This window comes from Erysipelothrix sp. strain 2 (EsS2-6-Brazil) (genome assembly GCF_016617625.1).
Classification (GTDB): domain Bacteria; phylum Bacillota_I; class Bacilli_A; order Erysipelotrichales; family Erysipelotrichaceae; genus Erysipelothrix; species Erysipelothrix piscisicarius.
The window spans coordinates 1-26,385 of the sequence record NZ_SBAR01000001.1 but is presented as its reverse complement, the minus strand read 5'-3'; the positions used below and the strand labels follow the sequence as shown (position 1 = coordinate 26,385).

Here is a 26,385-nt window from a genome sequence, read left to right as displayed (position 1 = left end):
TAACCGGTTTACCTTATAATCACCTTGAAAAGAAAGAGGTTACATTTATGAGAAAAACCGTTATGTTTTTACTCACGCTGCTTCTTACGATTACGTTGTTCCCAACTCAACAACGTATCGAAGCGTTGGATGTTGGGCAACCCGCTTCAGCAGATGAGTATTTTGTCAATTCTGATTTTTCATTGACCGAAAATGTTGTGCCCATGGATGAAAGTAATAAAACAAACAATAAAGACATTGGCTTTTGGACCAATGATCTAAAGCCACTTGGGTGGATGTTTGAACGTTATAGTGGTTCATCCCTTGATCGTTCTCAATATAAGGCAGATTTAAATCAAGGTGTGGTGACTGTTTCTTCAAACAGTCAATACCAAACCCCAATGTCTTTTTTCAAACCCGAGAAAAAAATCAAGGCAAAACCGAATACAACCTATATTGTGAAAGGATCGTATAAAACTGATTTTAGTATCGTTGCAAACGGAAAACCCACTTCCGTCAATTTAACCATTGATCAATACAATCAAAATACGATCATCAAACCTTCAATAGAATTTGAACTTCCTGAAGCGTCCACGTGGACTGACTTCGAGCATGAATTTAAAATTGAATCCGCAACAGACTTTTTACCCGTATTTAAATTTTCATTTATAAAAGGATCGTATTCAATTAAAAATATTTCATTGCAAGAAAAAGAAATTGCTTCGGATATTAAGCTTACAAGTCTTGATGTGGTGCAAGATGCAATGACTTTAGCACCTCAAGATCAAGCCAGCATTAAACCGATTGTGGAACCCAGTGATTATCCTGTAGATCGTTTGGAGTGGTCATCCAGTGATCTCGGTATCGCAACCGTTGATGCTCAAGGGATTGTGACTGCAGTTTCAGAGGGAAACAGTGTGATTACAGTATTCGACTCTAAAAGTGGTTTGAGTAAAACGATTCATGTAAGTGTACGTGCACCGAAAGATACAAACTTATTTGCCGTAAATATTTTAGAAAATGGTAGTTTTGAAAAACTCGTTAAGGCTCCAAATAAAGGCAACACAAGTCAAATCAATTGGCATCAGGATGTTGGTTTCTGGGATCAAGATTTAAAACCTGAATCATGGGTTTTTGAACGCTATAAATCTTCAAACCTCGATGCATCGTACTACAGTGCGGAAATGGTTAAATCGGATGTTAAAGATGGATCGTATGCTGTGAAGATAAATCTTGAGCGTAATGATCAAAGTGCTTTAAGTTTCTTTAAACCTCAAAAACGTTATGATGTTAAACCTGAGACAACGTATGTGTATGAGGGATGGTTTAAGTCTGAAAACCTTGAAACGTTGAATGCAGCTCAAGCTCGTATTAATTTACAAGTTGATGGTTATGCTGCCAACAAATTATCAGGTGTAGTCCATGCGGATACCATTAATGCTTCCGATCAATGGGTTCGTTTTAAAGTGGAATTCACAACTGATGATAAAACGACACAGATTTTACCGGTGTTCCGGATGCATAATACGAAAGGATCTTACCTCCTTGATGACTTAATGCTTTATGAAAAGCCAATTGGAGCGACATCCATTCAATTGGATACGAATGCTCTTGAAATGGCATTAAATCAAAAAATATTCTTACCGGTTTCCACAGAGCCTAAGACAATCAATCAAAAAACTTTAGAGTGGTCATCCAGTGATCCATCCGTTGTATCTGTTGATCAAGGATCGATTGTTGGTTTAAAACCGGGAATCGCAAAAGTTCAAGTTCGATCTGCATTTGATCCAAGTGTTTATGATGAAGTAACCGTGACGGTTTTGAATTCGACCTCATTACCGATTCAGTCTCTTTCAGTTGCATCAGACAATCTTAAAATTGATGAAAATCAACGGTATTTCATTGAGTTTGAATTAACACCCCGTCATGCTAACTATCGTGATTTGACATTTATTTCTAAAGATCAAAAAATCGTGAATGTAACAGAAGAAGGATTACTGTTACCGCAAAAACAAGGGGTAACCGAGATTCAAATTTTCTCAGGAACAAGACTTTTAAAAACGATTCATGTAGAAGTTATAGCGACTGAAAAAAATGAAGCGATGCAATCGATGATTCATCAGTGGCAAGCGCGCTATATTGGTGATAGCAGTATCTCAAGTCCTCTTAAAGATTCATTTAAAGATAAAGTTATTCGTGAAGGCGAATCACTCTATCGTAGTATGAAAAAAACAAATGATTATCGTGAAGATCTTTGGGAGAATACCAGTGCTACAAAATCTTCGAATATGACAAAACAATTTCGTAATCTTAAAGCAGTCGTACTTGCATATCAAATGCCAGAATCGGCTCTTTATCAACAACGAGATGTTTATGAAGAAATTGTTTCGGGTATGGAACACCTTTATAAAGTCTTTAATTATAACGGAAATCAATCGGTCTTTGAAGGAAATTGGTGGGATTATCAAATTGGTAGTGCCAAAGCAATTACCGATAGTTTAATCTTACTTGCAGACTATCTTCCTCATCAACGCCTTGAGGCGTTAGAAGCGGTTGTGGCAAGCTATGTACCGAATGCAGTTGACCAGATGAGTAAAAAAGGCGATATTGCGACTGGAGCAAACCGTACGGATTTAGCAATGAGTTTGTTAGGAACCGCTTTATTAAGTGAAGATGTTTCCAAGCTAGAGCGACTTCAAAACGATTTAGTTCCTTTATTTGAACTTGCGACATCGGAAGATGGTATCTATGAAGATGGATCAATGGTTCAACATAAAACAATTCCCTATACAGGCGGATACGGTTCCGTTTATTTAGAAGGGGTATCAAGCCTTTTAACGCTATTACAACCAAGTCCATGGCATTTGGAGGAATCAACATACCAAACGTTATTCCCTGTATTAGAACGTGGATTTATCAGTATGCTCCATGAAGGACAACTTATGGCAATGGTTCAAGGACGCGGAATGTCGCGTGCTCCTGAGCTTATGAAGTCCTCCAGTGCATATGGTGGTGGCTTCAGCATGCTCGGTAACCTTCTGTTTGTCAGTGAGATTGCCCCTGACTTATTTAGAGATAAGGTGGAAAGTGTCACAGCGCTTTGGTATCCGAAAATCGAAAAAGCCATTAATCCACTCGATCATGTGCGTGATATGAAACATGCAGAACAGATCACAAAAGCATTAAGTGCAGATCGTGATCCTGTTGAACTTGAAAAGAAAGTGTCAATTTTCTCTGCGATGGATCGTGTTGCCGTACATCATGATCGTTATACACTCGGATTGAGTATGTACTCCAATCGTATTGCTAATTTTGAGTCCTTCAGTGGTGAAAATGGGCAAGGGTGGTATACCGGAGATGGAATGTATTACCTCTATACCCATGATGATCGCCAGTTCGGAGTCAGTTATTGGCCAACTGTGAATCCATATCGTTTACCAGGTGTAACATTGGATACGCGTGAACTCGCCTTAAGCAGTGGAGAACGATTGCTATCACCCCAAAGTTTTGTTGGTGGGGTTGAACAAGGTGCTAATGGTGCTGCAGTAATGAAGCTCGATAAATCTAACTTCAATCAACAAGATCTTACTGCACAGAAATCCTATCTTTTCTTAGACGATAAAGTAATTTTAATGGGAAGTAACATTCATGGAACTTCACCAGACACGATTGAAACGATTTTTGAAAATCGCATCATCGATACACGTCTTGGAGATCAATTCTCAATTAATGGTAAAGTCTTGACCGATTCACAACATGAAATGACCGTCACACCAAATATGTGGGCTCATTATGAATCCAGTCATTATCATGATGCTGTTGGCTATGTATTCTTAGAAGAAGCACCTATTACATTTGAATATGAAACGCGTAAAGGAACCTACCAATCGATTAATACCTTGTTTGGTAATGATAAAGAGTATGAAAATGATTTCGTATCCATTCGACAAAATCATTCAGCTCATGCAGATAATGCATCCTACGCTGTCATGATCTTACCGCAGTACAACCAAGCTGAAACAGCATCATTGAGTCAAGCAAATCCAATTCATATTTTAAGAAATGATGCGTCAATGCACGCAGCATATGATGAACAACAACAGATTATTGCGGTGAATGTCTTTAAGGAAGATCACCTAAATCTTGATATTGAAGACTTACCAATTCGTTCATTAAACCTTCAACCTGGTTCTTATCTTTTCCGTTATGAAAATGGAAAGCTAACTGTAAGTGTTAGTGATCCATCGCAATCTGTTGATACGATTGACGTTGAAATTTCATTAAATGATCAAAACATGTTGATGCGCTCAGCATCAAATATAAAAACACTGTCATTTGATCTAAATCCCCAAAATGGTCAAACACGTACTCAAACCATAGAATTGATAAAAGAAGATCAAAATGGTAATGGTGGTATCACACCTGAAAAACCGGAAGAAAAACCGGAAGAAAAACCTGGAGAAACGCCGAATGAAAAGCCTGGCACAAATGAAAGTGCAGGCGATGAAACATCAAATTCAGATGACAATGGTGTAAACGATGAAAGTTATTTACCTTCAACAGGTCGTGCGTCTGATCTTCCAGGGTTTGTATTTGTGATGATTGTAATGGGATTCTTGATGTTCTCGGATTCTCGTCGTAAACATCAATAAATATTTTTGAGAGATTATGTATTGACAAGCCACCGTAGATTGATTATTATTATGAAAATAAATCTACGATAGTGAAGGAGTACGATACTTGTTGCGTGCACAGAGAGTTGACATTAGCTGAGAGTCAATGATTCAAGAGTATCTGAAAATCATCACTTAGATGTATTGCTGAAATAAGTAAGTGATACCGGCTGTTCCCCGTTACCCGAAACGCGTATTATTATGTACGTTGAGAGCCATACTTTGTATGGAATTTGGGTGGTAACGCGATAACCTCGTCCCTTGTGGATGAGGTTTTTTTGTCGATTATTTTATGAATTAAGGAGAAGTATATGCAGAAATTATCTCGAAAAAATACATTATTTGTTTCATTAACACTGTTTTCATTGTTTTTTGGTGCGGGAAACTTAATCTTTCCACCGTTTCTCGGAGAATCTTCCGGATCCCACACAATGTTGTCTTTAGCAGGATTTTATATTACTGCGGTTTGTTTTCCCATCTTTGCGGTGATTGCCATATCAAAGCATCGAGGCCTCTTTCCTCTTGCATCAAAAGTTCACCCTAAATTTGCATTGGTTTTTACGTTTTTAATTTATCTTTCTATTGGACCGCTTTTAGGAATTCCAAGAGCGGGAAGTCTGCCTTTTGAAATGGCGGTAGCACCCTTCTTGGGTTCTTTGGCAAGATATCAGCAAATTGGTTTATTTTTATTTACATTTGTTTTTTTTACGATTGCGTATTTTATTTCTAAAAATCCGACGAAATTGGTAGATCGAATGGGGAAAGTCCTAACACCCCTTTTACTTGTGCTTATGATTATTGTGTTTGTAGGAAGTTTTATAAAACCGTTTGATGGTTTTACGACACCAATTGGAAACTATCAAACCACACCTTTTGTTCAAGGCTTTCTTGATGGTTATCTTACGATGGACACCATTGCTGCTTTAAACTTTGGACTTGTCATTGCGCAAATCATTCAAAGTCTTGGAATAACGGAAGAATCAGATGTCGTAAAAAATACCGTTCGATCCGGTTTATTTGCAGGGGTCTTGTTGATGATTGTTTACGGATCTCTTGCCTATTTAGGTGCGCTTAGTGGTCATGCATACGGTTATTCAGAACACGGCGCACAAACCCTTGCGCATATCATCACGCATATTTTTGGACCAGTTGGGGTTCTTTTATTAGCAATCATTTTTACCTTAGCATGTCTTACAACTTCGGTGGGGTTAATTACGTCGTGCAGCCAGTATTTTTCATCGAAAACAAGGTATTCATATAAAAATTGGGTTATTGTGATTTCAATATGGAGTTTTATTACCTCAAATTTAGGGTTAAGTAAGATTTTAAAGATATCAGTTCCTTTATTGGAAGCAATCTATCCAATTGCCATGGTTCTTATTGTATTGAGCTTTCTTGAATTGTTTGCGGATCTCAAGCATTCAGTATATAAAGCAACAATTGGTGTCACGACCTTAATGTCGATGGTTTCAATCATTGATGTGTATGTGTTTACGAATGGATCGCTTTTGAAAGGAGTCCCGCTAAATGGACAGGGTTTGGCTTGGGTAGTTCCGGCAGTAATTTCTTTCGTCCTAATTCAAATGTATCATTCCTTTAAAGACAAAAAAAAGAATGCAACGACAGTGCATTCTTAGAGTCCATATCGTGTAGAACGGTATGCAAACAGTCCATAAGCAAAAATTTCGACTGTATAGATTGGATACTTTTCATTGATTTCTTTTTTAAATTCCTGATAAAGGCGATCATCTTTAACAGCATCGATAAGATTCCGTCCGTTTGGAGTTAATTGAATTGAAGGATTCTCCGAATCCGATTGTGACAAGGTTACAATATGTGCATGATGCATTTTACGGAGATGATCAAGACACTCATGCTGTTGATAAACATTTTGCAAATCACCCAGTGACAGTGCTTCAAAGGTGATGGTTGGTTCGGGATGATCGAGATGGAGTAGAATATCTCTTACACAATCAATATTTAGTTTCATATTATGCCTCCTTCTTACCTTTTTATTATACCAAATCGGCTTGCGTTCCTACATGATGTATCATGCTCTTATGACATGATCTTCGAAATCGTTATGGATTGCGGATAGGGGACCGTAAAGCCTTCATTGATGATTTTTAGATGTCGTATAAATTTTACGTGTTGTGACTATCTTGCTTTTGATTTCTTTGTCTCATTTTAAATTCACTTTAACTACCCTTTGGCGTATTTAATTTTTAGTCTTTACATTTGAAACGTTCTCAATTATCCTAAGGGCATTCTACAGTTTAAGGAGATTTTGTACATGAAAATAAGACTGTTATCATTGGCATGTACTGTATTGTGTACTGCAAGTGTTATAGGATTTGATGCGTCGATTTACGCTGATGAAAGCGTGCCGCGTGCCCGTGATTTGGTTGCTTTAAAAGCTTATTTGGTTTCACTTGAAGATATGGATGATGATCAAGTAGATATTGGACGTCATGTTGATCATATCGAAAAGTATATTCGTATGATTGAACGAACACCAATTCATCAACGACAAGAAAAAATAAATCAAATTAAATCAATCGTTGAAAAAAGTGTTGCACAGAAAAAACGATTACGCAATCTTGAACGTTTTGAACGTGAATTGAGCCAAAATAGATTTTTATCCGGTTATCAAATAAGACACTTTATTGATCGCTCAAAAGAAACCATCGATGACATGCAGCTCAATCAGTTAAGAGCGGAAATTCAAGCTTTAGAAGAAAAAATAGAGCGAAATGGCAATCTCATAGCGTCGTATCTTAAAGCGATTCAGTCCTTTGATCGTCTCGATCAAAATAGTCGCAGTTACTATGCGGAGCAGCTCGCGAGCATTTGGATGAATTCAAAAGACTTGGAGGGACAAGTGATTCCCTTTTTTGAGAAGATTGAATTAGAACATATAAAAAAAGGTGGCAAGCCATGGAAACGCATGGATCAAGAAGATAAGGATGAGCAAAAAAATCCTGTGTTGGATGAATCAAGTAATCCGGATGACATCGAATTTCAAAGATATCTTGAAGGTAAGGCGATGCTTACAAATTCAAGACGCAACGATTACCTCAATCAAATAAAAGCACTTGAAGGAGAAACGAAACGTCGCAAAATTGAAGCAATTAAAAAGATGATCACAGACGAGGAAAAGCGTGTTAATCTTCAAAATAAAAAAAATGAGTTAAAACAAACGTTGCACGAAACATTTCAATTTCTGACCGTTGAAGATTTTGAAAAGCTGGTGGGGGAAATTGAGTCGAGTAAAGATGAGCATCAACTTGATAAGGTTCGTAAACAAGCAAGTCAATTAAATGAGGAGCATCGTTTATTTATCACAAGCGTGGAACATGTTAGTTTCAAAATAACTCAAAGTCATAAAATCTCGGAAAAAGATAAAGCGATTTTAAGGCAAAAACTTCAAAATGCACAAGAACGCAGTGACTCTATTGAGTTGGCTCAGATTCTTAAGGAAATTGAAACGCTCGAATTAAAGGGTCAAAAGAAAAATCCTGCTATAAATCAGGGAGATAAGAAAAAAATAAAGACCAAGGTTAAACTAAAGGAACCGTTACTCTACTCGGGTTGGCAAGGCTTAGAAGGTCGATCGTCCTATCGCGACGAGAATCTTAAGTTAGTAAAAGGACAATGGAAAACAATTTCGGGTTCTAAATACTATTTTGATGAGAAGGGTAATCCAAAAACCGGGATGATTACGCTTATGAATAAAAGATTTGTGATTGATCCTCATAAAGGCATGATTACAGGTTGGAAAAAGATTTCGAATAAGTGGTATTACCTAACACCACACGGTGCTTTGAGTCAACAGTGGTCAAAGATTCAGGGAAAATGGTATTATTTTGATGAGAATGCTACCATGATTCGTGGTTGGCGTAAAATTGAAAATAAGTGGTATTTTTTTGAAAAATCAGGCGCTATGGCGACTGGTTGGAAAAAAGATAAGAATAGATGGTATTATCTTGAACAATCCGGAATGATGGCTACGGGTTGGAAGCGAATTAATCAGAAATGGTACTATTTGGAATCATCAGGATCCATGAAAATCGGTTGGAAACACTATAAGAATCAATGGTATTATCTTAAAAAAAGTGGTCGAATGGCTGTAGGTACCCTAACCATTAATACAACGCAATATCATTTTGATTTGAGTGGTGCCTTAAAAAAATAGAACGGCTTAATTGAGCGTTCTATTTTTTTTTGGACATTTTTTTACGATAACGACGATGTTTCCATTTTTTAAAGAGCATCCACCGCTGTCGTTTGAGTAATAATCGATTAATGCTTCGGATCTCGGATTGAGACAGACGATTTGAGGTCGAACGTGTTTGAGTCATCGCAGATTTAAGGGTGAATAGATCGGGTAAAGGCTGATCGATTTGATTAACAAGAACACAATTTTTAATCAAGGCAGCATCCATACCTAAATAGGTGGCCAGTGCTTCGACGTGATAGCGATTTTGGATAAAAGGATTACGTATACGTTGATGAGTACCTTTTTTATACCAAAACTGAGCATCTTGTGATCCTATGAACGGGTGCTTTGTGTATTTAACCTCAAAACAAAAGATACCGTGACAATTTACGACAATGAGATCAATTTCTGTAATGCCATTATTTCGATGGATCGGAATATATGTGCCATGATACGTATACGACTTTGGAATTTGTGATAATTGTTTAAAGGCATCGAGCTCAAATTGCATCCCTCGATCTTTTGCTTTCTTATTTTTGACTTTCATATAATAAATATAATAACGAATTGACTTCATTGGTTAACCTCTAAAATTGTTTTAGTGATATCATAGCATAAACGTATCCTAAAGTGATACTGTTTTATATTTTTTATTTAAATTTATGCTTAAATGTGTTAGAATCATTAATGGATTGCCTCTATACGAGGCTTTCAGTGTTTTATAAAGAAAAAGGATGTTATATATGGAAAGAAAAATTGGTACTGTTTCAAGAGGTGTTCGTTGTCCGATCATTCGTGAAGGTGATGATTTAGCTCAAATCGTTACAGAAAGCATTTTGGAAGCTGGAAAGAGTGAAAATTTTGATGTACGTGATCGTGATATTATCGCATTAACGGAGTCCATTGTTGCTCGTGCTCAAGGAAATTATGTTTCTGTTGATGCCATTGCAAAAGATGTAAATAAGAAAATGGAAGGTGGAACTGTGGGTGTGATTTTCCCAATCCTTTCACGGAACCGTTTTTCAATTTGTTTACGTGGAATCGCTAAAGGTGTTGATAAGGTAGTGCTCATGTTAAGTTACCCTTCAGATGAAGTAGGTAATGAACTTGTGAGTCTTGATCAGCTTGATGCATCAGGTATTAACCCATATAGTGATGTTCTAAATCTTGAGCAATATCGTGGTTTGTTTGGTGAGAACAAACACCCTTTCACTGGAATTGATTACGTTGCTTATTACGCAAGTATTATTGAAGAAGCAGGTGCGGAAGTTGAAATTATTTTCTCAAACAACCCACGCACAATCTTAGATTATACAGATAAAGTTTTAGCGTGTGATATTCATACCAATCCACGTACGAAACGAATTTTACGCGATAATGGCGCGAAAATTGTTTGTGGTCTCGACGATATTTTAAATGAAAGTGTTGATGGTAGTGGTTATAATGAACGCTATGGTCTCCTTGGCTCAAATAAATCTACTGAAGATTCTGTAAAACTTTTCCCAAGAGAATGCACAGATTTAGTTGAAGATATTCAAAAACGTATGCTTGAAGCAACTTCAAAGCATGTGGAAGTTATGGTTTATGGAGATGGTGCGTTTAAGGATCCAATTGGAAAGATTTGGGAACTTGCAGATCCTACAGTTTCTCCAGCTTACACAAAAGGGCTTGAAGGTACACCGAATGAATTGAAACTTAAGTATCTTGCCGATAATGATTTTAAAGATTTAGAAGGTGAAGCGCTTAAGAAAGCAATTGAAGCTCATATTAAAGATAAAGATGATAATCTAGTTGGCAATATGGCTGCACAAGGAACGACACCGCGTCGTTTGGTTGACCTTATTGGTTCACTTTGTGACTTAACAAGTGGTTCTGGCGATAAAGGAACGCCTATTGTGTTTGTTCAAGGGTATTTTGATAACTTTGCAGATTAAATAAAAAAGTGTATGTTCCAGATATGGGAACATACACTTTTTTTTATGATTCTAAGGTTTCAATACGGTGTATCTTTCGATCTTCTTCTTTGGGGAGTGTCATATAGTCGCCAAATGCACGTGTTAACACTGCATCGGAATCGGTTGGCACCTTAAACATCTCATCTTCGAAGAGAACCTCGACTGGGTTTTCAATATATTTACGATCAATTAACGTTGCATTAAATTGGTCGTAATTTTCAAAGTATAAATAACTTAAGTCTCCAATATATGTCGTATCGACGTCCTTGTATTTGGTCATGGCTTTATAGCGTTTTTTCATCAAAATTGGAATAAAAACATTAATCTTGTATAATTTTTCATTAAGGAATTGCATTGTTTTCTTTACGATAAGTTTAACGCCTTTATCATTCTCCGTTTCTTGAACTAATAAGAAAATGCGTAGAAGACGCGTATACTTATTGACCTGCTCATATTGTTCACGACGTAACGTCTCGTCGTCTGGAACGCGATCCATTGGGAAAATATCAACCCATGCACCTTCATATCCTTTTTGAGTTTTTGAAACAGTTTCTTTGATTTTTAAAACATCGGAGCGTACTTTGGAATACTCAATCGCAAGGTATTTATCCCTAATACGTGATTGGTATCGGTAAGGTGAATTATGGTCAAGTTCTTTGGCCATGAGTGTATCAAACCGTTCGAAATCTTCGCGCTCCATTGCGATATCAACATCATCATCCCAGGGAATAAAACCTTGATGACGAATCGCACCCAGTAATGTCCCTGCATAAAGGAAATAATTAATCTTCTCTCGTTCACAAAATGCTTTAACCCAAACTAAAATATTATAATCTTCGCGTTGTAATTCGTTCATAGTTTGACCTCTTTTCAATTACATAACATACTTATAATAGCGATTACGATATATTATTTCAAGTTTTCTAGACAAATTTAAATTCATGATATAATAATAAAAAGAAAAAGAGGTTAAAGATGGAAATAACAGAACAATTAAGAACGCATGATGGTCAAACATTAGCGGTTTATACGCGTGGAAATCGCGAGAATCCTGCGGTTGTTTTTTTACACGGTGGACCGGGTGGGTCGATCTCTGAGAAATCATTTAGTTTTTTTGATTTAACGAAATGGTTTGTGATTGCTTTTGATCAACGCGGTTGCGGTCAGTCAAAACCCTTTGCGACCTTGGTAGATAATACGCCCTTTACAGGTGTTGAAGATCTTGAAATGATTCGTCGACATTATGGTCTTGAGTCTTGGATTGTATTTGGTGGGAGTTATGGATCAACATTAGCACTGTTATATGCGATTAAACATCCAAATCGTGTTTCGCAATTGGTATTGCGAGGTATCTTTTTGGGAAGAAAATCGGATATTGATTGGCTCTATCAAGAAGGCGCATCGTATTTTTACCCAGAAGAACATGAAGCATTTAAAGCTGTCATTGCTCCTGATAAGCGTCATGATTTAATCAGTGCTTACTATCATATTTTCACCAAAGGCGATGATGAGCAAAAACGACTGTGTGCAAAAGCGTGGTCAACATGGGAAAGCTCGTTAGTACATTTGGTACCTAAGGCACAGGATTTAGAAATCTCTGATGGTGACATCAGTCTTGCGACGCTTGAGTGTCATTTCTTTGCGAATAACATGTTTTGGGATGATGATCAATACATTCTCAATCATATTGAATGTATTCAATCGATTCCAACTGAAATAGTGCATGGACGGTATGATGTGGATTGTCGCCCCAGTGGTGCTTATGCGTTAGCACAAAAACTGGATCAGGTGCAATTTCATTTGGTGGAGGCAAGTGGACACAGCCCTTATGAGGACGCGATGTTTAACAAATTAGTGGAAGTAATGAAAAATCTTGAAAATAAATAGATAAAGGAGCTTTTTATGATTAAGTTAATAGCAAGTGATATTGATGGTACTTTATTGAATTCTGAACATGTCATTACGGACCGTACACGGGAGGTGATTCATGCAGCGCGCAATCAAGGATATGAGTTCATGCTTGCGACGGGCCGAAATTATGAAAGTGCTGCAGCGATTGCGGAAGCCTTGGGTCTTGATCCAAATGAAATTCCCATTGTGTCACTCAATGGGATGCGTGTAGAGCATCCTATTCGAAATTATAAGGCAATTGAACCTCCAATGAGTTATGAAGCATGTGAGCGCATGGAGGCACTGGGTACGAAGTATTTTATGGGCATTCTCTATTGCTTTGATGACATTATATATTTTCAAATGGATTCCAAATCGGAAGAAGATTTTGTTTTTGGTGAAGATGAAGATCGCTTGAGATTTTTTAGTGATGGCACAAGAGTGTCTAAAATAAATCATTTAGACGATATTCACGACCGTTTTGAAAAGGGAGATTCAATTCTGAAAATCGTCTATATTCAAAATGCAGACTATACGGAATTGGTAAAGGAACGTATTGCTTTTGAAATGGAGTCGGATTTTGATCTGTTAATGGTTGCGCCTGGGTGGGCGGAAATAATGCCTAAGCGCATTAATAAAGGCGATGCAATAATGGCATATGCCGCAAGTCGTGGGATACAACCCAATGAGATAATTTGTTTTGGTGACAGTGATAATGACCTAACCATGATAAAACAATCGGGGATTGGTGTTGCAATGGAAAATGCTCGACATACTTTAAAAATCGTTGCGGATACGATTACGAGAAGTAATGATGAGAATGGCGTGGCGGAATATATTGCGGAACATTTAATTGATGTGAACGTCTTATGATAATTAATGATAATCGTGAGAGGGCGTGTTATAATATTACTAACAAGGAGGTACTATTATGAATAAATTATTTAAAGTAGCATTCGGTGCAGCAGCCGTACTCGGTGTTGGTGTAATCGTTAAAAAAATAATCGAAAAAGACATTATTCAAGATAAAGTTAAAGAACGTGAAGCCCTGAATTACCTTAAAGAAAAATATGGTGAAGATGCTTTAGATGGTAAGAAAATCATGATTGTGAACGACGACCATACGGTAACACAAGCGGACATTGCGAAGGATGTTCTTGAATACGAAATAAACAAATAAGAAGTCTTAGGACTTCTTTTTAATGAGAGGAGTTTATATGTCAGAAGGCATTGAAGCACTGCTTAAAGCAGGTATTCCGGTAAATATCATGTCACGAGATCCCTATAATGAAGCCTATTCAGGGATGAATGTTATGATTAACCATCAATTTGAAATTGTTTTTCGAGAGGGGCGGAGCACGCCTCAAAAGAAGGGTCATTTTGTAACACTTTGGAAAAAAGATATTCAAGATTTACAAAACATTCCATACTGCCTATCAGATTTAAAAGATGGTCTGCTCATCTATGTATCAGATGAATCGAATCCGGGTTTTTTTGCGATTTGTGGCGATGATTTTGATAAGCTTAAAATTTTAAAATCGGCACATACACCGGGAAAGATGGGGTTTAGGGTTTATCATCCAACCATTGTACTTGCCTCATCCCAAGCACAGAAAACACAAGCAATCATGAAACCTTATTTTATTTCCGTTTCGGACCCTTGTTTTAAAAATCATATTTTGTCGTATTATGGGTCTTGAATTCTTAGAGTAACTTTGATACACTACATACGAATCCTTTAAGTAAGCACGAGATGTTTATAAGGAGTAAAAATATATTTTTTTAGTATATATTTATATTCTTTTCGGACTTATTTGATTCAAAATAAGTTTTTTTTTTGGAAAACTTATTATTTGGAACCAAATACAGGAGGGAAATATGAAGAAAAACAACTTCACACGTAGAATTATTTGGACATTGGTTTTAGGTTTAGGGGTCGGTCTTGGTTTTATCTTTTTAAGAGAAACCTTGATTGGAAATGGTAATGCTTCACTATGGAAGCAAATTAATGATTTATTGTTTGCGGATATCTTACAGCCGGCAAATACAACAGCAATTGGTATTTTCTATATTATTGGTCAGATCTTTATGCGCTTATTACAACTTGTATTAGTGCCACTCATTTTCACATCAATTGTGCGTTCAATTCAACAAATTCAAGAAACACGCGTTTTAAATAAACTCGCCAAAAAAGGGTTCGGTAATTTTATGCAACTCTTGGCCATCGCAATCGTCTTAGCAAGTGTTACTGGATTTACCGCTTATAAATTAGGGATCTTCCAAATTGCGAATCTCGGTGCAATTGAGATTACCGAAGGGGTTGTGAATCAGACCAACCCATTATCGATGTTGCTTAATGCGTTTAATAATAACGCCTTAGGAACACTCAGCAGTAATTCAAATATTATCGCGGTTGTAGTGCTGGCGCTTATTGTAGGTGTTATGGCTCAACAACTCGGTGAGAAAATGGAAGTTTTACCGAAACTTATTGATGAAATTTATCTTCTTTCCATGAAATTATTGGATGTCGTTATTATGAAGTTTGGTCCGATTGCAATTTTCTGTTTGCTTGTTCGTACGCTCGCATCATATGGAACGGATTACTTACAACCCGCTCTCATTTACATGATCTTAACATCGTTAACACTTCTTGTTTTAGGGTTTGTGTTGTTTCCGCTCTTTATTGCAATCAAGACGGGGTTATCACCCATTCCATTTATTAAGAAGATGTATAAAGTTGCTGTATTTGGCTTCTCTACCTCATCATCAGCAGCGACGCTGCCATTGACACAAGAGACCGTAATGAATGAGCTTGGTGTTGATGAAGCGGTCGCCTCCTTTATTGTGCCTCTCGCTTCCACCATTAACATGACAGGAACTGCAGTCATGCAAATTATTGCGACGCTCTTTGTTGCATCGGTAGCAGGGTATCATGTTGGAATCGTTGAGTTAGTTTCAATTATTCTTCTAACCATCATTGGTTCCATCAGTACGCCAGCTGCACCGGGATCGGGAGCCATTCTACTCTTTACAATCCTTACAGGAATGGGATATACAAACCAATATGCTCTTGCTGCATACAGTTTTATTCTCGCAATTAACCGTCCTGTCGAAATGCTTGTCACGGCAATTAATGTTGTGGATGATGGGGTCAGTGCGGTCTGTGTTGCACACGACTTAGAAGAATTAAATCTTAAAACGTATCATGAATCCCCTCAATCCTTACAAAATGAGGAACCCGTACTTGTGAAGTCATAAGAACGAAAACGATATACATCATGTATATCGTTTTTTTTATTTTAGATGTGTCATGCCCAGACCTTAATGGATGAAAAATATTACATGATTGCCCAGTTTCCAATCGTATCTTTTCAAAAATAAACATTATGATACTATGAATTTAGACATAGAAAGGGAGGTATAAAAGAACAAACTACGTTATGTTTTCGTGTGCATTTTTTTATAAATGGAGGAAACTATGAATAAAATAAAAAAAATTTCATTAACAGGTCTATTAAGTCTTGTGGGTATGAGCTTATCCATTACAAGTGCCTTTGCTTGTACCGGTATCATTGTTGGGAAAAATTTAACCGAGGATGGTTCTGTAATTATTGGTCGTACTGAAGACCTTGAATTAAATCATAATAAAACATTTGTTGTTAAAAATGTGGGGGAACGGATGATTGATAATTCGGTTCCATTTGTAGACCCATCGAATGGATTTAGCTATCCACAAAGTGAACATAATTTTAAATACACGGCGATTCCTGATGTAACCCCGCAAGAAGGTATGTATGATGCTGCTGGAATTAATGAAAAAGGGGTTGTGATGACGGCTACGGTATCTGCAAAATATGATCCAGCTTATAAAACTGTGGATCCCTATTTATCGGATGGATTAACAGAGGCGGCCATCACAACGTTAATTTTACCGCGCATTCAATCTGCTCGTGAAGGGATCGAACTTATTGCAAACGTAATTGATGAAAAGGGTGCTGGCGAAGGAAATATTGTTGTTTTAGCGGACAAGGATGAAGTGTGGTATATGGAAATTCTTTCCGGTCACCAATATGCGGCCATTAAATTCCCTGATGATAAGTTTGGGGTCTTTCCAAATGCTTTTTACCTTGGAACGCTTGATGGTTTTGATGAGGGAGCGGTAATCCAGTCCGAAAAGCTTAAAGAGACTGCGATAGCAGCCGGTCGCTATGTTGAACAAAATGGATCATTCCATATCGCAAATTCATACAATCCAATAAAAATGAGTGAGGGGAACCGTTCTCGCGTTTGGTCTGGGATCAAAGCAATCAACCCAAACAGCACCATTAATTATAATGATGATACCTTTGAATTACTACAATCGATGGATGGTAAGGTTGGGTTGAAGGATGTGATGAAATTCCAACGGAACCGACTCGAAGGTACAGACTTTATTCCTTCCGATGAAATTAAATTGGATAACAAAGGGAATATTATCGGAGAATACGATAAAGGAAGACTTAAATATCCAATTGGTAATATTAATACAATGGAAGCACATATCTTTCAAATTAAAGAATCGCTGCCAACAGATGCGGGTGCGGTAATGTGGCTTGCTGTGGGTTCACCCTTGGTTTCGCCTTATATTCCTTATATGGGAACCATAACGGATACGCATAAATCTTACCAAGTTACGAGTACATCATTTGATGAAAATTCATGGTATTGGAATGCGAATTCAATTGCGCATCAAGTGTTTGGAGATGATGCGAAACGTAAAGAAATTCAGAATCAATGGCAGGAACTTGAAGATGCTTTAATTGAAGATCAACTGAATGTTGAGAAGCGTTTTATGATGCGTTCCGCTGATTTTGATTACCAAGCACACACGCTGCAAATTGCGGATGATGCGTTTAATAAATTGAAGGCATTGGATCAAAAACTTAAGGGAATCGAACCAAAGACAGAAGAACCCAAAACAGAGGAACCCAAAACAGAGGAACCGAAGGTGGAGGAGCCGAAAACGGAAAAACCTAGTGGTTCTGAAACAACAAAAGAAGATACTCCAAGTCCCTCGGATCAAGGTGCAACACCTACTTCAAAAACCTTGCCAAAGACTGGGGTTTCCGCATCAAAAACACTGCTATACGGCGCAATGGGCGTAGCGTTAGTGGGAATGGTTTTCGTTTATAAGTCTTATCGTAAAGAACACTAAAGAGGTATAATGCCTCTTTTTGTTGTTTATGATATAATTCAAGAAAAGGAGAACGTTTATGGAATTTAAAATTGAAGGGACTTATCCAGTCCTACGCTGTTTTCTTAATGAGGGGGAGTCCTTAGTTACAAGTGCTGGAAATATGTCTTGGATGACCTCCAATATGACTTATAAGGTACATTCGGGAGGCGGCTTTAAGAAAGCGTTTGGCCGTGCTTTTTCGGGAGAAGGATTTTTCCAAAATACGTATACTGCTGAGGCTTCCAATCAAGAAATTGCGTTCGCAATGTCGATGCCAGGTGTAATTAAACATATCGTTATGGACGGTTCTAAAACCTTTATCGCTCAAAAAAATGCCTTTCTCGCTTCGGAACCAGGCGTTGAATTTTCCAATGAATTCACCAAAAAATTATCGGCTGGATTCTTTGGTGGTGAGGGTTTTATTCTTCAAAAATTTTCAGGCATTGGGAACCTCTTTCTTGAAGCGGATGGGTCACTCATTACGTATGATCTTCAAGAAGGTGAGTCCTTATTAGTCGATCAAGGGAATTTATTTATGTTTGAATCCGGTGTATCTTATGCAATTGAAACCGTAAAAGGTTTAAGTAATAAATTTTTCGGTGGTGAAGGGTTCTTCTTGGTTAAGTTGACTGGACCCGGTCAAGTAGTGCTTCAGACACTTCCAATTTCGAATTTAGCGGGAGAAGTCAATCGAGTCCTCCCAACCTCAAACTAGACTAAAGAATCAACGGATTATAAGGAGTTCCATTTCATGGAAACTCCTTTTTTTATAACATAAAAAACCGTACATCTTCTGTACGGTTATCGCATCCTCTGTCTCTACATAATACACCTAACTTTGAGTCGGAGTGGTATAGGTTTTCCCTTTGGTATCCACTGTTACATGCTTCATAACTTGTTCGCTTCCATCGACAGGACGATTTTCCTGATTTGTTTTCACATTCACGATGCGATCAACGGTCTCCATGCCTTCAATAACGTTTCCAAAAGCGGCATAACTTCCGTCAAGATGAGGGGAATCGCTGGTTACGATAAAAAATTGTGAACCTGCTGTATCATTGCCTTTGCTGCGTGCCATCGATATCACACCACGTTGGTGTTTGATAGGATTATCAAAATTGTTTTGAGCGAATTCGCCTTTTATCGTATAGCCAGGACCACCAGTTCCGGTTCCTTTAGGATCACCACCTTGAATCATAAATCCCGGAATGACGCGATGAAATAATAAGCCATCGTAAAACGAATTTTGAGCCAAGCTAATAAAATTGTTTACGGTGTTTGGAGCGATATCTGGATAAAGTTCTACTTTAATAATACCGCCATCTTCCATTTCGATTGTGACGACAGGATTGGTGTCTTTTGAGAAGTCTTGAACCTCTGATGACGCATCCGGTTTCGGTTGGTTAGGGGTCTGTGAACACCCGGTCAGTGAAATTAAAACAAAAAAACTCATAACAAGTAAGGTTGTGATTTTTTTCATAGTGCCTCCATTTTTCTATTATTATATCATATTTCTATTTTTACGCTTTACCAAAGGATTTTTAAGGTTAATTGACGAACAACGATAATCAAGTAACGTTTAGGGTTAAAAGCACTCATACAAGGGTATTCGGGAATTAAGTAAAGTTTACCAATATTTTACTTGTGAAATGTTACCGTTTACACTTGACAAGTATGCTTGCAGACGCAATAATGGACACGTAAGCGCTAACAATATGAAATACATGAGAAATATCTTTGGTAAAGATATCGATTAAAGATATTTAAATGTTTACTGGTTTTTACTAAATAGGAGGAAGAGTATGAATTCGTCATTTAGAAAAGCAGTTAAAATTATGGGGGTGGTGGTAGCTGTGACGTGCTCAAGTGTTTTCATAGAAAAAACCCCAATCCATGCTGCTGTCGTGGAACCTGTTGTAATCAAAACAGATTCACGAAATGTTGATTTTAATGATGATTGGAAATTTAAGCTGAATGTTTCAGGCGCATCAAGTCCAAGCGAAGTTGATTATGATGAAACAGATTGGCAATCGTTATCATTACCTCATGACTGGTCAATCTTTTTTGATTTTGACCATAACTCACCGGCACAAAATGAGGGTGGTTTGTTAAATGGTGGTACGGGTTGGTATCGCAAAACATTTATTTTTGATAAAAAGATGGACAAACATGTTCGTTTAAATTTTGGTGGCGTCTATATGGATTCCACGGTATTTGTGAATGGTAAAGAAGTTGGAAACTATCCGAACGGCTACACGCCTTTTTCTTATGATATAACGAATTATATCAATCAAGAAGGCCCGAATACGATTGCGGTCAAAGTTGTGAATAAACAGCCAAGTAGTCGATGGTATTCAGGAAGTGGAATCTATCGTGATGTTTCCTTAACGTATACTGACGATGTTTCCGTAAAAGAGTATGGAACAACCGTCTTAACACCAAACTTAGAAAAAGAAGTTGGTCATGAGGTTACGACTGATGTTAAGACGACCATCGTAAATAAATCAAAAAAAGCTGAAAAAGTTAAAGTTAAAACTGAAGTTGTAACGGTTGATGGAACTTCAATGGGATCATCCGAAACGAAAGAAGTTGAAATTCAAGCTGGGAAAGAACACACCTTGGATTCAACCATAAAGGTTACAAATCCAACGTTATGGGATATCGACACACCGGTAACGTACCGCGTTAAAACACAAGTTTTTAAAAATAATCGTGTCGTCGATGAGACAATCGAACGATTTGGTTATCGTTTTATGAATTGGACTCCTGATGGCGGTTTTTCATTAAATGGTAACGATGTTAAGTTCTATGGAGTTTCAATGCACCATGATCAAGGTGCACTGGGTTCAGTTGCGAATTATGATGCAATGCGACGTCAAATGGAAATTCTAAAAGATATGGGCGTTAACGCTGTTCGAATTACGCACAACCCTGCAGATGATAAGCTCCTTGCGATTGCTGAAGATTTGGGACTTATGATTATCGATGAAGCCTTTGACACATGGTATGGTGGTAAAAAGCCTTATGATTATGGTCGTTTCTTCGATGCAAAAGCAACCCATCCCGAAGCACTTGAAGGCCAAACATGGGCAGAATATGACCTTAAACGTATGGTTGCACGTGGTAAAAACTCACCTGCAGTCATTATGTGGTCTTTAGGTAATGAAATTGGAGAGTCCAACGGAGGTAGTGAAAAAGCGGTTCAAACGATCCGTAATTTACACCGATGGACGAAAGAAGTTGATGAAACGCGCTATACAACCATGGGACAAGATGTTTACCGTTGGGCTGCAACAGGTGCACATGAGCGTATCAGTGCTGAAGTTGATGCAGTTGGAATCAACTATGCTGAAGATTCTTATAAAACGATTCGTGCAAAACATCCAGATTGGTTAATTTATGGATCTGAAACCTCCTCAGCAACACGAAGTCGTGGTGTTTATGCATTCCCGGATGAATTACGTTCGCATGACAACAGTGCAGCGCGTAAGTATCAACAATCGGATTATGGTAATGATCATGTTGGTTGGGGTAAAACAGCAACCAATTCATGGATTCCAGATCGTGATGAAAAAGGGTATGCGGGTCAGTTTATTTGGACCGGATTTGATTATATTGGTGAGCCAACACCATGGCACAACCAAAATCAAACGCCACCAAAATCATCTTACTTTGGTATCATTGATACCGCTGGATTCCCTAAAAATGATTTCTACCTCTATCAAAGTCAATGGAAAGATGTAAAGACTGATCCAATGGTGCACATCTTACCACACTGGAACTGGGAGAAAGAATCGCTTTTAGACTACAATATGAGAACACGCGATGGGAAAATTCCCGTACGTATCTTCTCCAATGCGGCGAAGGTTGAGTTGTTCTTAGATGACGTCTCACTGGGCGAAAAAGCATTTGTTCAAAAAACAACAGTGTATGGTCGTCCTTATCAGGAAGGTGCCAATGCTAAAGAATTATACTTAGAGTGGCGTTTGGATTTTAAACCTGGTACTTTAAAAGCCGTTGCGAAAGACGCAGAGGGCAACGTTATCGCTGAAGATGTGATTCAGACTTCAAAAGGATCTGCAGCTGTAGCATTAGCTCCTGAAAAACGTGTAATTCAAAATGGTCGTGATCATTTATCCTACATTCATGTGAATGTTGTAGATGAAAACGGTGTGATGAATCCGAATGCTCAAAATAATATCATCTTTACCCTAGAAGGAAATGGTGAGATTGTTGGGGTCGATAATGGGGATCCTGCAAGTAATGAACGTTATAAAGCACAACATGATGGTACATGGCAACGAAAAGCGTTCAATGGTAAAGCACTCGTCATTGTGAAATCGGATGGCCAACCAGGTTCCTTTAAGTTGACTGCGAAAGCTGAAAACTTATCTGAAGCAAAGACTGAAGTCTTTGCGATTGAGAAACAACCTGAGACCCCTGAAATTTTAGGATTTGATGATGTTTCTGTATTTACCGAAACACATGTCCAACCTGAACTCCCAACGACTGTAAATGCTATTTACTCTGACGGAACGGAAAAGAAAGTGGATGTAAGTTGGGAAACCATCGATGCATCGAACCTTGAACAACCTGGATCTTTTAAAGTGAATGGAACCGTCGAAGGGGTAACACGCCCTGTAACGGCAACCGTATGGGTGCGCATGATTACTGATCTTATTGATCCAATCCTTGCGACGCCAAAGGGCACCGTACCAACCTTACCTTCAACCGTTACCGCTTATTATTCAAATGGTGCGGAAGTAAACTTACCGGTAACATGGGACTCTATTTCTGAAGCTATGGTTGCGAAAGCAGGCATTATCAAGGTTTCCGGTCAAGCACATTCGGGTGGTCAGGATTATCCGGTCACTGCCCATATTACAGTGTTAGAACCGAAAGCGGTAAGAGAAAATATTGCCGTGCGTCGTCCACAAGATACGTATCCAATCGCTACAAGCTCCTACATGAGTGGTGGTGATCGAATCGAACGGATTAATGATGGTACCATTGCTTTTGAAAACCGATGGACCAACTGGGTTAATAATTATGGTGACAAAAAAGAAGAATGGGTCATGTTAGAGTTTGAAAAGATTGAAACAATCCATCAAGTTGGAATTCATTTCTTTACAGACAATACAACGAAAGTACCTGCTTCCTTAATCATTGAAACAAGTGTTGATGGTGTATCCTTTACACCTGTTGTAAATCAAAGCAAAAATGATAATTTTGTGGTGACAGCAGGGGATGTGACCAAGGAAATTCCAATCACCTTTGATACAGTTGATGCGAAGTTTATTCGCCTCAATATGACTTCACAAATGAATGGCGATAAGCCAAGACCTATGGGTCTTTCTGAATTAAAAGTAATCGGTGATACCCTTAAGATTGAAGCCAATTCTAAAGCTGAATTGGAAATGATTCATCTTGATGACAAACCGTTAGAAAACTTTAAATCCGATCAAAATGTTTATGTTGTAAGCGTACCATTTGGAAAAGCATTACCAATTCTTAAGGGTACAGCAAAACCAGGTTCTTTTGTAAATGTCGTCCAACCTACCCGCGATAATAATTATCAAGGGAAAGTTCGTGTTACATCTGAAGATGGGTTAAACTCGAAAGATTATGATTTGACTTATGTTGTTTCCGATCCAGTTTATGATCATTCAACCCTTACACTCGATCGTTTACAAGGTAAAACTCAGGAAACCATTGCCTTTAAATTGGAAAGTTTCCTTGAAGATGGAACAGTGATTGCACCTTCACTACTTGATATCACATATGAAGTGGTCCAAGGTGAAAAATCAGGAGTTCGTATGGAATCGGGCTTAATCTACTTACATCAAGAGGGAACGTATACTGTTAAAGCGCATATTGCTTACGGTGGTAAATCATATGAAAGCAACGATGTTACCTTTACGGTAACGAAAAATGATGTTCAAGAACCGATTAAAGCATTTAAACCAATCGTGATAAGAACAGATCGCAGTAAGAAGATTGAACTGCCTCAAACCGTTACAGCCCAATATGAAACACTCTTTGATAAAGACGTTTCAGTAACTTGGGATGCATTTGATGAACAACGTCTTGAAGAATACGGAACCTTTGAAATTAAGGGTCATGTTGAGGGTACAAAACTTCAACCTGTCGCTAAGGTTATTGTCGAGGGTTATGTCGGTGTTGAAAGCTTTAGTCTTGTGACACCTCAAGATAAATCCTTTAAACTACCACTTAAAGCAAAGGCATACCACAATACGGGTCGTGTTGATGAATTTAATGTCACTTGGGAAACCTTTGATAAAGAAAACTTAAAAACCCCAGGGACCTATATACTCAAAGGTATGGTCGAAACAGCAAATGCCGAAACAACGCTTTCGATCCGCGTTACTGCCGATTACGAAAAAGGCGATAACATCGCTAAGATGTGGACCGGTTCGGAATTGCCAGCTGCAATCGCATCCTTTACAAACGATGGTCCAGGTTCTAACGATCGTGTCAGTGCAATGAACGATGCGGTTATCTCGTATACTAACAGTCCTGCAAACCGTTGGACCAACTGGCAAGCACAAAGTCGCGAAAAAGACTGGGTGGGAATTGTCTTTGCGGATGCAGGGACTATGGCACCACGCTTCGTTGATAACTTTAGTATTGGTTTCTTCGAAGATAATGGAACAGGATTCCCTGGTTCGTATGTAGTTGAAGTCTTGAAAGAAGGAATTAAACCAGAATTGCCAACAAAATTTGGTCATATAAGCAGTGAGGATTCAGTCCTGAATGATCCAAATAATTGGGTTGAAGTACAAAACCTTAAGGCAAAACCGTTTGCGTATGAAACCATGAATACGTTAACATTTGATGGCGTGGAAACATATGCGGTACGCATTAACATGACCAAACAAGCCAACAAAAAAGGAATTGCGATTACAGAAGTGGAAGTTTATGATCGTATCGCTAAAGCACATCAAGACTTTAACGTGACATTACTTGTTGATGGAAAAGAAGTTGATGCTTTCGCGCAAAATAACAATTTTGTTTATGAACAAAAAACAAATAATCTACCTGAACTCGAACTTAAGACATCGCAGAATGCGAGCATTACTGCTATTGAAACCGATAATGGGATGAAATATGTTGTAAGAGCAGAGGATGGTATTAATACAGAAACATACACAGTTACTTATGACTCAACGATACGCGATGCACGCAATGCTTTAGTAGCGATGATTACAAAGGCTAAAAACATTGATATCGAAGGGTATGAAAGTACTGGTGTACAAGCGATGCAAGCATCAATTCTTAAAGCGCAAGATGCTGTGGATGATCTGAATTCAGATGTGAAAACACTGGAGAGTCTCGCACAGTTATTGCAAGAGCATATTGATAACTTAGAAGAAGTTGGCAATCAAATTGAGAAGGCACGTGCATCGCTTAAAGCGATGATTGAAATTGCTGAGAGCATTGATCGATCACTTTATACTGAGGAAAGTCTTGCAGCTTTAGATAAACAACTATCATTTGCAAATGTAAGTTTTAATGATGCATCCGCAACAACTTCAATCCTTGAGGTTGTTACGAATAATCTTCGTGAAGCGATTTTTGGTTTAGAATATCGTGATCAAACCATTAAGGGACCTTTAGATTCAATTACCTTGAATCCAAATGTAACGTTAGATGGTTCAAAACCAATCACAGAAGCGGCATTTATTGAAGCCCTTAATATTCAAAACCCAGACGGCATTGCGTTTGATATTGAAACGAATTTTATGGAACTTGTCGACCAAAATACGGAAGGAACTTATGCGGTAACGGTACGTCTTACACGCTTACAGCGTTCATTCTTCCGCATGAAATCCAATCCATATGTAAAAGAATTTAAAGTTGATGTAACGATTCAAAAGGAAGAAGACAAACCTATTGTCATCGACCCAAATGAGAAAACAGAAACATCAACCACACCACCAACCACATTACCAACAACCGGTGTTGGATCACGAAATGTGACGACACTGATTACACTTGGTGGGTTGATGTATGTTGTAAGTCTTAAAAAGAAACGTAAAAAACAATAATGGTTTAAAAAGAACTCATGATTATTGGAGTAGTAAACTAAAAGTAGACAAGTAAAAAAGACTTGTCTACTTTTTTTGTGTAATAATTAAATCAAAGATAAAACGGAGGTATTAATGATGGGAAGACCCAAAGGTGGATTAAATAATAAATGGACTTATGAGGATCGCATTAAAGTCGTTACACGTCATGTTGATGAACATATAAGTGCTGCGAAACTATCACAAGAAACAGGAATACCTAAAGGAACGATTAATGGGTGGATTGATCGATTCATGCGCGATGGTAAAGAGGGTTTAAAAAACAAGAAAAAGACAGGAAATCATTTTTCTGCGCTTCATACGAGTAAATCATTAACTGAGATCGAACGACTTCAACTCGAAATTC

General features: G+C 38.0%; 17 protein-coding genes and 1 other annotated feature. Of the genes, 13 read left to right on the top strand and 4 right to left on the bottom strand.

The window, feature by feature from the left end:
* Positions 1-47 precede the first annotated feature (47 nt).
* Positions 48-4,631 carry a polysaccharide lyase family 8 super-sandwich domain-containing protein gene (locus EPJ89_RS00085; RefSeq protein WP_244660770.1) on the top strand — a complete coding sequence of 1,528 codons (4,584 nt, stop codon included), beginning with the start codon at positions 48-50 and terminating at the stop codon, positions 4,629-4,631.
* A gap of 56 nt (positions 4,632-4,687) precedes the next feature.
* Positions 4,688-4,917: a binding site (T-box leader), on the top strand.
* 46 nt (positions 4,918-4,963) lie between these two features.
* Entirely contained in the window at positions 4,964-6,289 is a 1,326-nt protein-coding gene (gene brnQ, locus EPJ89_RS00080) for a branched-chain amino acid transport system II carrier protein (RefSeq protein ID WP_200548678.1), read from the top strand.
* Here brnQ and EPJ89_RS00075 read toward each other — a convergent pair.
* A complete protein-coding gene (locus EPJ89_RS00075) occupies positions 6,286-6,642 on the bottom strand; it encodes a DUF2513 domain-containing protein (protein WP_161636522.1) in 357 nt (118 codons plus the stop codon). The two genes, brnQ and EPJ89_RS00075, sit on opposite strands and share 4 nt — an antisense overlap.
* Positions 6,643-6,945: 303 nt before the next feature.
* Between EPJ89_RS00075 and EPJ89_RS00070 the strand changes: the two genes are divergently transcribed.
* Positions 6,946-8,847 carry a choline-binding protein gene (locus EPJ89_RS00070; protein ID WP_200548676.1) on the top strand — a complete coding sequence of 634 codons (1,902 nt, stop codon included), beginning with the start codon at positions 6,946-6,948 and terminating at the stop codon, positions 8,845-8,847.
* A 19-nt stretch (positions 8,848-8,866) separates the two neighbouring features.
* On the opposite strand, the gene EPJ89_RS00065 is transcribed toward EPJ89_RS00070, so the two are convergent.
* Positions 8,867-9,448, bottom strand: coding sequence for a nuclease-related domain-containing protein (locus EPJ89_RS00065; protein ID WP_200548674.1), 582 nt, complete (start codon positions 9,446-9,448; stop codon positions 8,867-8,869).
* Positions 9,449-9,614: 166 nt separating this feature from the next.
* Here EPJ89_RS00065 and EPJ89_RS00060 point away from each other — a divergent pair, with 166 nt between their 5' ends.
* On the top strand, positions 9,615-10,805 hold the full coding sequence (locus EPJ89_RS00060) for a coenzyme F420-0:L-glutamate ligase (RefSeq protein WP_125164572.1): 1,191 nt from the start codon (positions 9,615-9,617) through the stop codon (positions 10,803-10,805).
* 43 nt (positions 10,806-10,848) lie between these two features.
* On the opposite strand, the gene EPJ89_RS00055 is transcribed toward EPJ89_RS00060, so the two are convergent.
* On the bottom strand, positions 10,849-11,682 hold the full coding sequence (locus EPJ89_RS00055) for a LicD family protein (RefSeq protein ID WP_200548672.1): 834 nt from the start codon (positions 11,680-11,682) through the stop codon (positions 10,849-10,851).
* A gap of 119 nt (positions 11,683-11,801) precedes the next feature.
* On the opposite strand from EPJ89_RS00055, the gene pip reads away from it, so the two are divergent.
* From pip to EPJ89_RS00020, 7 genes are all read left to right on the top strand, one after another.
* Positions 11,802-12,713, top strand: a complete 912-nt coding sequence (pip, locus tag EPJ89_RS00050; RefSeq protein ID WP_200548670.1) for a prolyl aminopeptidase — start codon at positions 11,802-11,804, stop codon at positions 12,711-12,713.
* Positions 12,714-12,728: 15 nt separating this feature from the next.
* Positions 12,729-13,589, top strand: a complete 861-nt coding sequence (locus tag EPJ89_RS00045; RefSeq protein ID WP_200548668.1) for a Cof-type HAD-IIB family hydrolase — start codon at positions 12,729-12,731, stop codon at positions 13,587-13,589.
* 58 nt (positions 13,590-13,647) lie between these two features.
* On the top strand, positions 13,648-13,896 hold the full coding sequence (locus EPJ89_RS00040) for a hypothetical protein (protein WP_161636515.1): 249 nt from the start codon (positions 13,648-13,650) through the stop codon (positions 13,894-13,896).
* 37 nt (positions 13,897-13,933) lie between these two features.
* Positions 13,934-14,416, top strand: a complete 483-nt coding sequence (locus EPJ89_RS00035; protein WP_161636514.1) for a MepB family protein — start codon at positions 13,934-13,936, stop codon at positions 14,414-14,416.
* A 178-nt stretch (positions 14,417-14,594) separates the two neighbouring features.
* Positions 14,595-15,974, top strand: a complete 1,380-nt coding sequence (locus EPJ89_RS00030) for a dicarboxylate/amino acid:cation symporter (RefSeq protein WP_200548666.1) — start codon at positions 14,595-14,597, stop codon at positions 15,972-15,974.
* A 220-nt stretch (positions 15,975-16,194) separates the two neighbouring features.
* Entirely contained in the window at positions 16,195-17,910 is a 1,716-nt protein-coding gene (locus EPJ89_RS00025; protein ID WP_200548664.1) for a C69 family dipeptidase, read from the top strand.
* Positions 17,911-17,968: 58 nt separating this feature from the next.
* Positions 17,969-18,646, top strand: coding sequence for a TIGR00266 family protein (locus tag EPJ89_RS00020; protein WP_200548662.1), 678 nt, complete (start codon positions 17,969-17,971; stop codon positions 18,644-18,646).
* A 117-nt stretch (positions 18,647-18,763) separates the two neighbouring features.
* On the opposite strand, the gene EPJ89_RS00015 is transcribed toward EPJ89_RS00020, so the two are convergent.
* On the bottom strand, positions 18,764-19,411 hold the full coding sequence (locus EPJ89_RS00015) for a peptidylprolyl isomerase (protein WP_125164563.1): 648 nt from the start codon (positions 19,409-19,411) through the stop codon (positions 18,764-18,766).
* Between the two features lie 322 nt (positions 19,412-19,733).
* Between EPJ89_RS00015 and EPJ89_RS00010 the strand changes: the two genes are divergently transcribed.
* Both EPJ89_RS00010 and EPJ89_RS00005 read left to right on the top strand, forming a co-directional pair.
* Complete coding sequence (locus EPJ89_RS00010) at positions 19,734-26,000, top strand: Ig-like domain-containing protein (RefSeq protein WP_200548660.1); 6,267 nt, start codon at positions 19,734-19,736, stop codon at positions 25,998-26,000.
* 114 nt (positions 26,001-26,114) lie between these two features.
* On the top strand, positions 26,115-26,385 hold a 271-nt coding region (locus EPJ89_RS00005), incomplete at its 3' end, for a helix-turn-helix domain-containing protein (protein WP_200548658.1).

Bases quoted from the DNA above. Each gene is read 5' to 3' on its own strand.
- EPJ89_RS00030 (WP_200548666.1), top strand. From the start codon at position 14,595: ATGAAGAAAAACAACTTCACACGTAGAATTATTTGGACATTGGTTTTA.
- EPJ89_RS00085 (WP_244660770.1), top strand. From the start codon at position 48: ATGAGAAAAACCGTTATGTTTTTACTCACGCTGCTTCTTACGATTACG.
- EPJ89_RS00015 (WP_125164563.1), bottom strand. From the start codon at position 19,411: ATGAAAAAAATCACAACCTTACTTGTTATGAGTTTTTTTGTTTTAATT.
- pip (WP_200548670.1), top strand. From the start codon at position 11,802: ATGGAAATAACAGAACAATTAAGAACGCATGATGGTCAAACATTAGCG.
- EPJ89_RS00035 (WP_161636514.1), top strand. From the start codon at position 13,934: ATGTCAGAAGGCATTGAAGCACTGCTTAAAGCAGGTATTCCGGTAAAT.
- EPJ89_RS00010 (WP_200548660.1), top strand. From the start codon at position 19,734: ATGAATTCGTCATTTAGAAAAGCAGTTAAAATTATGGGGGTGGTGGTA.
- EPJ89_RS00055 (WP_200548672.1), bottom strand. From the start codon at position 11,682: ATGAACGAATTACAACGCGAAGATTATAATATTTTAGTTTGGGTTAAA.
- EPJ89_RS00070 (WP_200548676.1), top strand. From the start codon at position 6,946: ATGAAAATAAGACTGTTATCATTGGCATGTACTGTATTGTGTACTGCA.
- EPJ89_RS00060 (WP_125164572.1), top strand. From the start codon at position 9,615: ATGGAAAGAAAAATTGGTACTGTTTCAAGAGGTGTTCGTTGTCCGATC.
- EPJ89_RS00065 (WP_200548674.1), bottom strand. From the start codon at position 9,448: ATGAAGTCAATTCGTTATTATATTTATTATATGAAAGTCAAAAATAAG.
- EPJ89_RS00020 (WP_200548662.1), top strand. From the start codon at position 17,969: ATGGAATTTAAAATTGAAGGGACTTATCCAGTCCTACGCTGTTTTCTT.
- EPJ89_RS00040 (WP_161636515.1), top strand. From the start codon at position 13,648: ATGAATAAATTATTTAAAGTAGCATTCGGTGCAGCAGCCGTACTCGGT.
- EPJ89_RS00025 (WP_200548664.1), top strand. From the start codon at position 16,195: ATGAATAAAATAAAAAAAATTTCATTAACAGGTCTATTAAGTCTTGTG.
- EPJ89_RS00045 (WP_200548668.1), top strand. From the start codon at position 12,729: ATGATTAAGTTAATAGCAAGTGATATTGATGGTACTTTATTGAATTCT.
- EPJ89_RS00075 (WP_161636522.1), bottom strand. From the start codon at position 6,642: ATGAAACTAAATATTGATTGTGTAAGAGATATTCTACTCCATCTCGAT.
- brnQ (WP_200548678.1), top strand. From the start codon at position 4,964: ATGCAGAAATTATCTCGAAAAAATACATTATTTGTTTCATTAACACTG.